Genomic DNA, 13,155 nt, shown 5'->3' on the forward strand with positions numbered 1-13,155 from the left:
CGCGGTCCCTCGATCTCCTGCTCGCCGAGCCCGTATCGTCTCAGGGCATGTCGTACTGGTACTTGGTACTCGTCCTGCTCGTCGGCGCGGAACGCCTGGCCGAGCTCGTGGTCGCACGCCGCAACGCGCGCTGGAGCCTCGCGCGGGGCGGCCGGGTGTTCGGCCGGGGCCACTACCCCTTCATGGTCGCGCTGCACACGGGCCTGCTCGCCGGCTGCCTCCTGGAGGTGGGCCTCGCCGACCGGCCGTTCACGCCGGCGCTGGGCTGGCCGATGGTGGCGCTGGTCGTCGCGGCGCAGGGCCTGCGCTGGTGGTGCATCACCGCCCTGGGGCCGCAGTGGAACACCGAGGTCATCGTGGTCCCGGGTCTGTCCCTGGTGCGGCGCGGGCCCTACCGGCTGCGCTGGCTGCGGCATCCCAACTACGTCGCGGTGGCCGTGGAGGGCGCGGCCCTGCCGCTCGTGCACGGGGCGTGGGTGACCGCCCTGGTGTTCACCGTGCTGAACGCCGCGCTGATGGTCGTGCGCATCCGGTGCGAGAACGACGCCCTGGCGTCCCTGTCCGGCCCGGCCGGCGCGCCGGCCCCGGACGCGACGGCGGACGGCGGCCGGGCGCGCACCGCACCGGCACCGGCGGGGCCGGGGCGCGCGGAGCCGGCCCCTGAGACGGCGGCGCCGGGCGAGGGCGCTGGATGATCGACGTCCTGGTCGCGGGGGGCGGGCCCGCGGGGCTGGCCACCGCCATCCACGCCGCGCTGGCCGGGATGGAGGCGGTGGTGGTGGAGCCGAGACCCACCCCGGTCGACAAGGCGTGCGGCGAGGGGCTGATGCCGACCGGCGTGGCCGCCCTGGGCGCGCTCGGCGTCGAGGTGGAGGGGTGGCCGCTGCGCGGGATCCGCTACCTCGACGGGCGCCGCTCGGCGCAGGCCGCGTTCCGCAGGGGCACGGGCCTGGGGGTGCGCCGCACGACCCTGCACGCCGCCCTGGCGGCCCGCGCGGCCGCGCTCGGGGTCAAGACCGTGTCCGGCAGGGTGGAGGACGTGCGGCAGGCTCCGGACGCCGTCGAGGCGGCGGGGATGCGGGCCCGCTGGCTGGTCGCCGCCGACGGCCTGCGCTCCCCGCTGCGCCGCCGCCTGGGCCTGGAGGTCCCGGGCGCCGTGCCGCGCAGGTACGGCCTTCGCCGGCACTACCGGGTGGCCCCGTGGACCGGTTTCGTGGAGGTGCACTGGGCGGGCCGGGGCGAGGCGTACGTGACGCCGGTCGCGCCCGACCTGGTGGGCGTCGCGGTGCTGAGCTCGGAGCGGCGCGGCTACGACGAGCACCTGGCGGCGTTCCCCGCCCTGCTCGCCCGCCTGGACGGCCCGCCCGCGACCTCGGTGCGGGGGGCGGGCCCGCTGCGCCAGCGCGTCCGCGGCAGGGTCGCCGGGCGGGTGCTCCTGGTGGGGGACGCCGCCGGGTACATGGACGCGCTGACCGGCGAGGGGGTCTCGCTGGCGCTGTTGTCGGCCCGCGCGCTGGTCGACTGCCTGCGGGCCGGACGCCCGGAGGCCTACGAGCGCGCTTGGGGCCGCCTGTCCCTGCGCCACCGCGTGCTGACCGGGGCCCTGCTGGCCGCGCGCCGCCACCCCGCCACCGCGACCATGATCGTCCCAGCCGCCCGCCGGCTGCCGCCGGCCTTCACCGCCGCCGTCAACGCCCTGGCGTGACGGCCCTCGCCGGCGAAGGCCTCCGGCCGGCCCCGGCGCCGTCCTGGCGTGACGGCGCTCCCGGGACGACGGGCGGCGGCCGGTGCGCGTTCGACGCGCCTGAAGCGCACGCGGGACGAGCGGCCGTCCCGTGACCGGTCAACGCGCCGGGAAACGCTCTCGGGACGACGTGCGACCGGCCGGTGCGCTTTCGCAGCGACCGACCCCCTCGCGGGAGGAGCGCCGCGACCGGCCGGTGCGCCGTCAGCGCGCCTGGAAGCGCTCGCGGCGGACGGTGGGCTTCCTGCCCTTGATGGTGCTCTGGCGCAGGGCCGCGATGACGTCCTCGGCGGCGGGGTCGGGCACCTCCACCAGGGAGAAGCGGTCGGCTATCTCGATGGCCCCGATGTCGCGGCCGCTGAGGCTGGACTCGTTGGCGATGGCGCCCACCAGGTCCTGCGGGCGGATGCCCGCGCTGCGGCCTGCGCCGATGAAGATGCGGGTCATGCCGCGGGTGGGCGTGCGGGGCGGGCGGCGCTCGTCGCGGCCGGCGCCCTCGCGGCGGGTGCGCCCGTCGCGTTCGGTGCGCAGGGGGGCCTCGGGGATCTCCTCCTCGTCGGCGGCGGCGCCGCTGGCCTCGTGGGCCAGCTTGACGGCCGCCATGGCGATCTCCATGACGTCGAACTCGTCGGCGAGGGTGTCCACCACGACCCGGAAGTGCTCCAGGTCGTCCTCCAGGATGCTCTCCTCCAGGGCCGAGCGGGTCAGCTCCAGGCGGCGGGCGCGGAGGTCGGCGACGGTGGGAACCTTCTCGACCGTGATGCGGCTCTTGGTGACCCGCTCGATGGTCTTGAGCATGCGGTGCTCGCGCGGCTCGGCGAGCGTGATGGCGACGCCCTCGCGACCGGCGCGGCCGACCCTGCCGATGCGGTGCACGTACGACTCGGGGGCCGAGGGGACGTTGTAGTTGACCACATGGGTCAGGTGCTCGATGTCCAGGCCGCGGGCCGCGACGTCGGTGGCCACGAGGAGGTCGGCGGTGCCGCTGCGCAGGCGCGCCATCACGCGGTCACGCTGCTCCTGGCCCATGCCGCCGTGCAGGGCCTCGGCACGGTAGCCGCGGCCGTTCATGGTCTCGGTGAGCGTGTCGACCTCCTCGCGCGTGCGGCAGAACACGATGGTGGCCTCGGGCGCCTCGACGTCGAGCACCCGGCCGAGGGCGGCGGGCTTGTGGGCACGCGGCACGACGTAGGCGCTCTGCCGCACCAGCGGCCCCTCGCCGGGGACGGTGGGCTCGCGGCCGATCTCGATGCGCACCGGCTCGCGCAGGTGCTGGCGGGCGATCGAGTTGATGCGCGGCGGCATGGTGGCGGAGAACAGCACCGTCTGGCGGCCCTCGGGCGTCTCCTGGAGGATCGACTCGATGTCGTCGGCGAAGCCCATGTCGAGCATCTCGTCGGCCTCGTCCAGGACGACCATGGCGAGGTCGTCGAGCAGGAGCGTCTTGCGGCCGATGTGGTCGAGCGCGCGGCCCGGAGTGGCCACCACGACGTCGATGCCGCGCTGGAGCTCCCTGAGCTGGCGGCCGATCGGCTGCCCGCCGTAGATCGGCAGCACCCGCGCGCCGAGGTCGCGGCCGTAGCGGTGGACGGCCTCCGACACCTGGACGGCGAGCTCACGCGTGGGGACGAGCACGAGGGCCTTCGGCCGCTCGCCGCCGGCGCCGATCTCGGCCATGCGCTGGAGGATGGGCAGGGCGAACGCGGCGGTCTTGCCGGTGCCCGTGGCGGCCTGGCCGAGCAGATCGCGGCCCTCGAGCAGGGGCGGGATCGCCTCGCGCTGGATGGGCGTGGGCTCCTCGTAGCCGAGGCCGGCGAGCGCGCGGAGGAGCTCGGGCCTCAACCCCAGGTCGGCGAAGCCTGTCGCTTCTTCGATGTCGTCGGGGGTCATTGTCGGGCTCCTCGTTGACGGTGCGCGTGAGTCGCTGTCGACTCCATGTTCCACTGCCCCGGCGTGCTCGCCGACCGCCGGGGCTCCGCACCGGCGCCTTGAGGCGCCCGGGCACGGTTCCCTCGGGGTGCGAAGGCCGCCCGTTGGACGGGAGATCCTTCACGCTCGCGGGACAGGAAAGCTTACCCAACCCCGCGGACCGCGGCGCCCGCGCCGGGGCGTCCCGAGCCCGGCGACGGCCGCCCGGCCGGCGTGGGCGTGCCCCGCGGGCGGTGCCGCTCAGCGGTGCAGGGCGTGCATCTGGGCGGCCGGGTAGCGGTCGCCCGAGGCGACGCCGCGCGGGGCGACGGCGTCCACGGCCGCGAGGTCGTCGGGGGTGAGGGTGATCTCGACGGCGGCCGCGTTGGCCTCCAGGTAGGCGCGGCGCTTGGTGCCGGGGATGGCGACGACGTCGTGCCCCTGCGCCAGCACCCAGGCCAGGGCGAGCTGCGAGGAGGTGACGCCCTTGGCCTCGGCCAGCACCCGGATCCGGTCGACCACCGCGAGGTTCCTGGCGAAGTTGCCGCCCTGGAAGCGAGGGGTGACGCGGCGCCGGTCGTCGTCGGCCAGGTCGTCGACGCTGCGGATGGTGCCGGTGAGGAAGCCCCGGCCCAGCGGGCTGTAGGCGACGAAGCCGATGCCCAGCTCACGGACGGCGTCCAGGACGCCGTTCTCCTCGACGTCCCGGGTGAACAGGGAGTACTCGGTCTGCACGGCGGTCAGCGGGTGGACCGCGTGGGCCCGGCGGATGGTGGCCGGTGCGGCCTCGGAGATGCCGAGGTGGCGCACCTTGCCGGCGGCGACCAGGTCGGCCAGCGCGCCGAAGGTCTCCTCCACGGGGACGTCGGGATCGACCCGGTGCTGGTAGTACAGGTCGACGTGGTCGACGCCCAGGCGCCGCAGCGACCCGTCGAGGGCCTGGCGCAGGTAGCCGGGGCGGCCGTTGACGCGGCCGGTCAGGCGGCCGTCGTCGACCTCGTTGCCGAACTTGGTGGCCAGCACGACCTCGTCGCGGCGCCCGGCGACGGCCCGGCCGACCAGGCTCTCGTTGGCCCATGGCCCGTACATGTCGGCGGTGTCGAGGAAGGTGATGCCGAGGTCGAGGGCGCGGTGGACGGTCGCGACGGCCTCGCGCTCGTCGGCGGGGCCGTAGGCGGTGCTCATGCCCATGCAGCCGAGCCCCTCGGCGGAGACGAGAAGGCCTTGGCCGCCGAGCTTTCGCTGCCGCATCGCTGTACTCCCCATGTCGATATATCGACGGTCCGTCCCTGTGCGGAGGGTGACGGCCGCTTGTTCCCCCCTATGCACGATCTTCGCGCCTCGCCCGCGTCCGCGCCACCACCTCTGGTGCTGCCCGGCAAAACGCCCGCCAAAGCGCATGTCAAACCTTTCACCGGTTCCACCGGCGTCCGGCGGAGGCGACACGCCGGCGGACGGGGTCCGCCGGCCGGGAAGGGCGGCCCGGCCGGCGGACGTCAGGGTCGGGCCGCGGCGGCGGGCGTGAACCGGCCGCCGCGGTGCCCGAGGGCTCGGGCCGCTAGCAGTACTGGGCGGCCTTGCCGATGATGCGGTACACGCAGTCGGAGTACTCCAGGAAGCGCAGCACGGCCTCCCTGTTGCGGGTGGTCTGGGTCACGATCTGCTCGTCGGGCGGGTAGAAGCCCGGCGAGGACCCTCGGGGGTACATCTCGAAGGTGTAGGTGAAGATCTTGTAGGTGCCCCACAGCCAGTCGTCGATGCTGCCGTCGGTGATGTAGAGGTCGCTGGCCTGCTGCGGGGTGTATCCGTTGGTGGAGGCCATGTTCCGGCCGAGCGTCTCCAGCGCGTCGTGGTCGTCCTGGGTGAGACCGGCCGCGGTGTCGGCGTAGGTGTAGCCGTACGGCCACAGGATCAGCTCGCTGTAGGTGTGCCAGTCGATGTGGCTCTTGATCTGCTGGACGCCGCCGACGACCCTGCCGCGGACGAAGTTGGCGACCGCGCGCACCTCGGGGGCGGACTCGGCGGAGGGGCCGCGGTAGGTGTCGCTGCCGGTGGAGCCGGAGGAGCCGCCGCAGCAGCCCCAGCGGTAGGCCCAGTTGCGGTTCAGGTCGGTGCCGACCGAGGAGGAGCCGGAGTTCGGCTGCCGGTTCTTGCGCCAGGACCGGTAGGCGCCGGTGGCGATGTCGTACTCGCCGCCGTCGGGGTTGAGGTCGGGCAGGATCCAGATCTCCCTGGAGTTCACCAGGCCGGTGATCCTGCTGTCGGAGCCGTAGCCGGTCGTGAACAGCCTCAGCAGGTAGATCGCCATCTCGACGGTGAGGTGCTCGCGGGCGTGCTGGTGGTGGGTGAACAGCACCTCCGGCTCGCCCTCGTCGGTCGCGGCGTTGTCGCTGATCTTCACGGCGATCAGGTCGCGGCCGCCGTAGGAGGTGCCGTAGCTGTACTTCCTGGCGATCGACGGGTAGCTGCCGACGAGCTGGTTGATCACCGCTGTCATCTCGGCGTAGTTGTGGTAGCCGGAGTCGGCGGACGGGAAGTCCTGCGGAGTGGGAAGCGACGGGGCCATCGGCCGGGGGATGCGGGTGACGGTGAACCCGAGCTTCTTGATCTCGGCGATCTCGGCGTCCGACGCGGTGACCACCACCGATCCGTCCGCCACCTCGTCGATCGCGGCGCCGGTGGCCGCGACGGCGGTGCGCTGTTGTGCGGTGTTCGGTCCCTGGACCCGGTACTGGTAGCCGGGCGGCGGTTCCGCCGAGGCCCCCACCCCGGTGATCCCGCTGACGCAGAGCAGCGCCAGGATCGCGAGCCCGACGATCAGTCGACGTCTCACTGTTCCTCCTTGGGCGCGCGCTCTGGGTTGTCACGCGCCTCCACTGAGAGTCAGGTCAACGGTCCGAACTTTGAAGGCCCAAATTTCACGACTTGTGCGACAGGCTCCGGGGAGAGCGGCCGTGCGACGGGTAGCCATCATCGCGGCGAAACCATGATTAACGCCCGTAGTAGGGGTAACACACTTGCGGACCACGCCAGCGGCCGACATGCGGCCCATGACCACTTTCGATCCGCCAAGGAGAAACCCCATGGCACTCCCCGTCCTCACCCCCGAGCAGCGTCAGGCGGCCCTCGTCAAGGCCACCGAGGCACGGCAGGCGCGCGCCGCACTCCTCGCCCAGCTCAAGAAGGGCGACCTCACCCTCGCCGAGCTCCTCAAGCGTGACGACGAGACGGTGAAAAGGATCAAGGTCTCCCAGGCGCTGCGCGCGCTGTCGGGAATCGGGCCCACCAAGGCGGCGGCTCTCATGCAGCGCGCCGGCGTGGACGACAAGCGGCGCATCGGCGGCCTCGGCGTGCAGCAGCGCCGCAAGCTGGTCGAGGCGCTCTCCTAGTCGCCCGTCGCCCGTCGAGGCGCGCCGGCGCCGCGGCCCCCGGAGGCGTTTCCCCGGCCGTCCCAAGCGCATAGTCTCCCGGGTGTGACCACACCGGCTCCCGGAGGCGACCTTTGAGCAAGCTCACGGACGACGAGCGAGGGGATCTGGCGGCCATCCTGGCCAGCCCGGAGCTCAACGATCCCCGAGTCCACGCCGACCGCGAGGTGGCACAGCAGCTCGCCGACTTCTTCCGCCGGGACATGCCCGACGTGGACGAGGTGATCATCGGCCGGGTCTTCCTGCGCACCGCCGTCACCATGACGCAGCTCGGCGACCGCGGGATGCCCCTGGAGCGCATCGCCAACATCCTCACGTTGAGCGCCGTCGACTTGACCGCCCTGGAGCTCGCGGAAGAGTCCTGAACCGCCGGGCGCGCCCGCCGCGCGCCCCGCGACGTACAGAACGCCCGGCCCCCGACGAGGGGGGCCAGGCGTTCCGCTCGCTCACCGGCGCGCACCGGCGAGGGCCTTCGGTGTCAGCCTCCGGCGGTCAGCGGACGACCTTCACGTAGTCGGCGTCCGACGATCCGCGCAGGCCGCGGGCGCCGGTGAACACCGCCTTCCACGTGCCCGACCCGTAGGCCCGGATCTTGGTGGCGAAGGACCCGTCGCGCTCGGTCTCGACCGTGCCGACGTACTTCCACTTGCCCCCGCTGCGGTGGAAGTACAGGTCGACGTCCTGCCGGCCGACGTACCGCCACTTGTGCCAGCCGCCGGCGTCACGGCAGCGGTCGCCGCCGATGACGTAGGCGTCGCCGTCCCACCACCAGTCGCTGTAGCAGCGGGCGGCCTCCAGCTTGCCCGCGAGCGTCAGCTTGCGGCCCTTCTTGACCGGTTCGGGGCTGGCGTCGAACCCGAGCCGCGTCGCGCGGGGGCCCTGGTGCGCGCGCACGTGCTTCACGTAGAAGCGCGAGGTGGCCTTGGCGACGACCCCGTTCGCACCGGTCGCCTCGACGTGCACCAGCCATCGGCCGTCGGGGTCGCCGCGGTCGAGCACGATGGTCCTCTTCCACACGCCCTTGCCCGCGTCGCCCGCCTTCGCGGGAGAGGGCCCGCGCTCGTCCAGCGGCTCGAAGGCGATCTTGACGTGCTCGGCGGCGACCGTCTCCACGGTGGCGGTGACGGCGACGCGGGCGCGGCCGCGGATGACCACGTGGCCGGGGCTGACCTTGACGGACGTGACGTCGACCTTCGGCGGGCTCGGCGTCGGGGTGGGGCTCGGCGAAGGGCTCGGCGTCGTGACGGGGGCCGGCTCGGCGAAAGCCGGCGCCGTCCCCACGAGCGTCGAGGCGCCCATGGCCGCCGCGGCCAAAGAGGCGGCGATGCGTTTCCTCATGCGAACTTCCTCTCCCCGTGAGAAGGCGACCCAGGGGGGCCGCCTTCCCTCCTAGACGCCACTTCGGGCAGAAAAGTTGCGCATATCCGGAAAACTCCGTTTTGTTGGCGGCAGAGAACGCGCGCCTGCGCGGAAAATCCTATTTCGTAGCCTTAATCCGTTTCGTAGCCACATGTCCAATGGGGCTGACCGTGGCGGCGTAGTGCGGCGTGCCGCGGTAGACGGCGCGCCAGGCCCCGCGCGCGGCCTTCCCGCGCCCGGCGAAGTAGCCGTTGCGGTCGCTCACGACCCGGGCGGCGTCGCGCCACGTGCTCGTGCCGTGCCTCCTGAACTGCAGCGTGACCGCCTGCCCGCGGTAGGGCCAGTACCCGGACCTGCCCCGTGGGTCCACGCGCATGAGCGTCCCGGTGATCCGCACCGCCCCCGACCGGCCGCCCGTACGGGCGGCCCGCAGGCCGGTCACCCTCGTGGCCTTCCTGAACAGGAAGGACGAGGACGCGCGCGCCGTCGCCCCCTCGGCGTTCCTGGCCGTCGCGACCGCCCGCCATCTGCCCGAGGGGTACCACCGGTTCAGGCGGATCGGCGGGGTGAACCGCCACAGCTCCCACCCCCCGCCGGCGTCCCCCTCGGGCGTCACCGCCTCGGCGCGGCGCGGCGCGCCGCCGTGCTCGACCTTCAGCGTGACCCCGTCGCGGCCGGCCGCGCCGCGCGCGACCACGTCCACCACCAGGCGGACGGTCTGCCGGGCGCCGGCGACCGGTGCGCGCGGGCGCACGCGCACCGAACGGATCGCGGGCGGCTCCGGCTCCCGCGGCCCGGCGACGAGGGCCGCGAAGGACGGCCCGGAGCCGGTCGCGCCGGGTGCCGGGGGCGTGTGCGCCGTCCCGGGGACCCGCGGCCCGGGGACGGCCGCCCGCGCGGAGCGGGCGTCGTCCCCGGCGTGCGCGACCGGGGAAAGGGACGTCTCGGCCAGGACCGTGAGCGCGGCCATCGCGACCGCGGACGGCGTGAGCAGACCTCTCGTAGTCATGGCCAAGGACGGTAGGCACTCGCGGGCAAACGCCCGTGGGCCGACACGCGCCCGGCCCGGCAAAGTCGGCCCGGCCCCGCGGCTACCCCTCGTACATGGAGTCGATCACGTCGGCGTACTTGGCGTGGATGACACGGCGCTTGAGCTTCAGGCTCGGCGTCAGCTCCTCGGTCTCGGCGGTCCACTCGACCGGCAGCACCCGCCACTTCTTGACCTGCTGCACCCGGGCCAGCTTCTCGTTGGCCGCGCCGATCGCCGCCTCGATCTCCTTTACCACGTCGGGGTGCTCGGCCAGCTCGGCGAGCGAGCCGAACTCGATGCCGCGCCCGCGCGCCCACACCGGGGCGACCTCGCCGTCCAGCGTGAGGACCGCCACGACGTACGGCCTGCGGTCGCCGTACGCCAGGGCCTGGCCGACGAGCGGGTGCTCCTTGAGGTGGTTCTCGGTGTTGGCGGGCGAGATGTTCTCGCCGCCGGAGGTGATGATGAGCTCCTTCTTGCGGTCGACGACGCTGACGAACCCGTCCTCGTCGAGGGAGCCGACGTCGCCGGTGTGCAGCCAGCCGTCGGCGTCCAGCAGGTCGGCGGTCGCCTCGGGGCGGTTGAGGTAGCCCGCGGTGTTGGCGGGGCTGCGGGTGAGGATCTCGCCGTCCTCGGCGATGCGCACCTCCATGCCCGGCGCCGGGCGGCCGACCGTGCCCAGCTTGAAGGCCTCGTTGCTGTTGGCCGTGAACGCGCCGGTCGTCTCGGTCATGCCGTAGACGTCCAGCACCCGCAGGCCGAGCCCGGCGAAGAAGCGCTGCACCTCCAGCGGCATGGGGGCGGCGGCGGTGCCGAGCCACAGGGCGTTGTCGAACCCGACCAGGGAGCGGATGAGCGACAGCAGCGCGGCGTCGGCCTCCTCGTAGGCGGCGGCGACCTCCGGGGACGGGGTGCGGCCGTGCTGGGAGCCCTCGACGAAGGCGAGCCCGGCGGCCATGGCGACGCGGACGCCTTCCTGCTGCTCGGGCGGCTGGGTGGCGAGCAGCGCCTGCAGCCGGGCCATCATCTTCTCCCAGACCCGCGGCACGCCGAAGAACAGCGTCGGCTTCACCTGGCCGAGCACCGTGCCCAGCTGCGCCAGGTCGCGGCAGAAGTGGACGTGCGAGACCTTGAACAGCGGCAGGTACAGGCTGAGCACTCGCTCGGCGATGTGGGCGTAGGTCAGGTAGGAGATCTGGGCGCCGCGGTCGGGCAGCGTGGTCATGCGGTCGGTGGCGACCACCTCGTAGAAGACGTTGGCGTGCGTGAGCGGCACGCCCTTGGGGTTGCCGGTGGTCCCCGAGGTGTACAGGACCGTGACCACGTCGTCGGCGCGGACGGCGGCGGCGCGCTCCTCCACCGCGGCGGGGTCGGCGGCCAGCTCGCGCTCCCCCAGGGCCAGCAGGTCGTCCCAGCTCATGAACAGGTCGCCCTCGGGGACGTCCTCCAGCATGATCACCTTGCGCAGGCCGGTGAGCTCGCCGAGCACCGGCTCCCAGCGCGCGAGGTCGGCGGCGCCCCCCAGCACCGCGACGGCGGCCTGGACGTCCCGCGTCACGAAGGCGACCTGGTCGGGCGCGAACGTGGCGTAGATGGAGCAGGGCACGCCTCCCGCGTGGACGGCGCCGAGGTCGGCGAGCACGTGCTCGCTGCGGTTGACCATCATCAGCGCCACGGCCTCGCCCCGCCGCAGGCCGAGGGCGTGCAGCCCGGCGGCGATCACGAGCACCCGCCTGCGGGCCTGCGCGAAGCTCAGCGTCGCCCAGCCGTCGCCGTCCTGGTCGGAGTAGGCCGGCATGTCGGGGTGGCGCTCGGCCGTGATCCTCAGCTGCTCGCAGATGGTGTTGCCGGCGATCTGCCGCTCGATCTCGGAACGTTCCGCATGGACGCGGGGGTCGGCCATGTAGCGCCTCCAGAAAGTGCCCACTAGCTATGAGTGGGATGCATCGCACCACAGCGGCCGACCCGAGACAAGAGCCCGGAAGCCAGAAGAACGACCAGGTGCGCGGGCCGTTGACGGTCCGGGACGCATCGATCACCCGCAGTGACCCTAGGATCGACATGCGGCCCGAACGAAACGGACGTTTAGCTATATATCAGGACATTTAGTACATTCGCCGGTATTCAGGGCGGCCTCCGGGCCGGCGAGGCGCACGACGGCACGAGAGGCGGACCGGCATGCCCCAGGAGGTCGGCTTGGGCACGGAGGGGAAGACGGTCCTCGGGCACCCGCGGGGCCTGGTCACGCTCTTCCTCATGGAGATGTGGGAGCGGTTCAGCTTCTACGGCCTGCGGGCGATCCTGTTCTTCTTCCTCGTCGCCACCGTGTCCGGCGGCGGTCTCGGCCTGCCCAAGCCCACCGCCACCGCGGTGGTGGGCGTCTACGGGGCGCTCATCTACCTGCTCGCGCTGCCCGGCGGCTGGATCGCCGACCGGGTGCTCGGGGCGCGCAGGGCCGTGCTGACCGGCGGGTGCGTCATCATGCTCGGCCACATCTGCATGGCCCTCCCGCTCGGAGGGCCCGCGCTCATCTGGCTGGGCCTCGGGCTGATCATGGTGGGCACCGGGCTGCTCAAGCCGAACATCGCGACGATGGTCGGCGGCCTGTACCCCCAGGACGCCAACGCCCGGCGCGACGCCGGGTTCTCCATCTTCTACCTGGGCATCAACATCGGCGCTTTCATCGCCCCGTACGTGGTGGGGACGCTCGCCGAGGGGGGCCGCTGGCACCTGGGTTTCGGCGCCGCAGCGGTCGGCATGGCGATCGGGCTGACCCAGTACGTCCTCGGCGGGCGCCACCTGCGCGGCGCCGGCGAGGAACCCGGGCACCGGCTGACGCCCGCCGAGCGCCGGCACTTCGGCGTGATCGCGCTGGCCGGCGCGCTCGCGACCGGAGCGGCCTTCCTGCTGTGGGCGCTTTCCGGCACGCTGACCGTCGACCGGTTCACCGTGGTGCTGACCGCCGTCGCCGTCGTCGTGCCGGCCGTCTACTTCGCCTACATCCTGCTGGGCAGCCACGACCTGTCGCCCGAGGAGCGCGCGAGGACCAAGGCCTACATCTGGTTGTTCGCCGCCGCGGCGGTCTTCTGGATGATCTACGACCTGGCGCCCACCGTCCTCAACGACTTCGCCGCCGAGAAGACCGACCTCACGCTGTTCGGGCACCGCATCGCCGCCGCCACCACCCAGTCGTTCAACCCGCTGCTCATCCTGATCTTCGTCCCGGTCTTCGCGTTCCTGTGGGTCAGGCTCGGCGACCGCGTGAGCGCCGCCCACAAGTTCGCCGCCGGCCTGCTGCTGATCGGCGTCAGCTTCGTGGTGATGGCGCTGGCCGCCCACCTGGCCGCGTCCGGGCGCATCTCGGTGTGGTGGCTGTTCCTGGTCTACCTGATCCAGGTGTTCGGCGAGCTGTCCCTCAGCCCGGTCGGGCTCTCGGTCACCGTCGAGCTGGCCCCGCGGGCGTTCCGGAGCCAGATGCTCGGCGTGTGGTACCTCTCGTTCGCCGTCGGCGACGCCGTCGGCGGGCAGACCGGGCGGCTGCTGGACCACGTGTCCCAGCCGGTGTACTTCCTCACGCTGGCCGCCGTGGCCCTGGTCGCGGGCGCCGTCCTGCTCGGGTTCTCCCGCCGGCTGCGCGCCCTCATGGGCGAGGACCGCAGGGTCCGGCCCGCCCGGCCGGCCTGAGC

The 13,155-nt window shown here is 73.2% G+C and carries 11 protein-coding genes; 5 read left to right on the plus strand and 6 right to left on the minus strand.

Annotated elements, in window-relative coordinates:
• The first annotated feature begins 47 nt into the window (after positions 1 to 47).
• Together PYR91_RS32610 and PYR91_RS32615 are read left to right on the plus strand one after the other, a co-directional pair.
• A complete protein-coding gene (locus PYR91_RS32610) occupies positions 48 to 695 on the plus strand; it encodes an isoprenylcysteine carboxyl methyltransferase family protein (protein WP_279786153.1) in 648 nt (215 codons plus the stop codon).
• Positions 692 to 1,705, plus strand: a complete 1,014-nt coding sequence (locus PYR91_RS32615) for an NAD(P)/FAD-dependent oxidoreductase (protein ID WP_279786155.1) — start codon at positions 692 to 694, stop codon at positions 1,703 to 1,705. Before PYR91_RS32610 ends, PYR91_RS32615 begins: the two co-directional genes overlap by 4 nt.
• A 243-nt stretch (positions 1,706 to 1,948) precedes the next feature.
• Here the strand turns inward: PYR91_RS32615 and PYR91_RS32620 are convergent, their stop codons facing one another.
• The 3 genes from PYR91_RS32620 to PYR91_RS32630 all read right to left on the minus strand — a co-directional run bounded on the left by PYR91_RS32620 (position 1,949) and on the right by PYR91_RS32630 (position 6,485).
• Positions 1,949 to 3,634, minus strand: a complete 1,686-nt coding sequence (locus PYR91_RS32620; protein ID WP_279786156.1) for a DEAD/DEAH box helicase — start codon at positions 3,632 to 3,634, stop codon at positions 1,949 to 1,951.
• A gap of 279 nt (positions 3,635 to 3,913) precedes the next feature.
• Positions 3,914 to 4,903, minus strand: coding sequence for an aldo/keto reductase (locus PYR91_RS32625; protein ID WP_279786158.1), 990 nt, complete (start codon positions 4,901 to 4,903; stop codon positions 3,914 to 3,916).
• Positions 4,904 to 5,210: 307 nt separating this feature from the next.
• Complete coding sequence (locus PYR91_RS32630; protein ID WP_279786160.1) at positions 5,211 to 6,485, minus strand: M14 family metallopeptidase; 1,275 nt, start codon at positions 6,483 to 6,485, stop codon at positions 5,211 to 5,213.
• A 250-nt stretch (positions 6,486 to 6,735) separates the two neighbouring features.
• Between PYR91_RS32630 and mihF the strand changes: the two genes are divergently transcribed.
• Positions 6,736 to 7,041: an integration host factor, actinobacterial type gene (gene mihF / locus PYR91_RS32635; protein ID WP_279786162.1), complete on the plus strand. Its 306-nt coding sequence runs from the start codon at positions 6,736 to 6,738 to the stop codon at positions 7,039 to 7,041.
• Positions 7,042 to 7,154: 113 nt separating this feature from the next.
• A complete protein-coding gene (locus tag PYR91_RS32640; RefSeq protein ID WP_279786164.1) occupies positions 7,155 to 7,445 on the plus strand; it encodes a hypothetical protein in 291 nt (96 codons plus the stop codon).
• 127 nt (positions 7,446 to 7,572) lie between these two features.
• Here PYR91_RS32640 and PYR91_RS32645 read toward each other — a convergent pair whose 3' ends face one another.
• The 3 genes from PYR91_RS32645 to PYR91_RS32655 form a co-directional block, all read right to left on the minus strand.
• Positions 7,573 to 8,418, minus strand: a complete 846-nt coding sequence (locus PYR91_RS32645) for a hypothetical protein (protein WP_279786165.1) — start codon at positions 8,416 to 8,418, stop codon at positions 7,573 to 7,575.
• 139 nt (positions 8,419 to 8,557) lie between these two features.
• Positions 8,558 to 9,448, minus strand: coding sequence for a hypothetical protein (locus tag PYR91_RS32650; protein ID WP_279786167.1), 891 nt, complete (start codon positions 9,446 to 9,448; stop codon positions 8,558 to 8,560).
• 82 nt (positions 9,449 to 9,530) lie between these two features.
• Positions 9,531 to 11,372 carry an AMP-dependent synthetase/ligase gene (locus PYR91_RS32655; RefSeq protein WP_279786169.1) on the minus strand — a complete coding sequence of 614 codons (1,842 nt, stop codon included), beginning with the start codon at positions 11,370 to 11,372 and terminating at the stop codon, positions 9,531 to 9,533.
• Between the two features lie 293 nt (positions 11,373 to 11,665).
• On the opposite strand from PYR91_RS32655, the gene PYR91_RS32660 reads away from it, so the two are divergent.
• Positions 11,666 to 13,153 carry an oligopeptide:H+ symporter gene (locus PYR91_RS32660; RefSeq protein ID WP_279786171.1) on the plus strand — a complete coding sequence of 496 codons (1,488 nt, stop codon included), beginning with the start codon at positions 11,666 to 11,668 and terminating at the stop codon, positions 13,151 to 13,153.
• Positions 13,154 to 13,155: the final 2 nt, after the last annotated feature.

This window comes from Sphaerisporangium sp. TRM90804 (assembly GCF_029846175.1).
In the GTDB taxonomy this organism is placed as follows: Bacteria; Actinomycetota; Actinomycetes; order Streptosporangiales; family Streptosporangiaceae; genus Sphaerisporangium.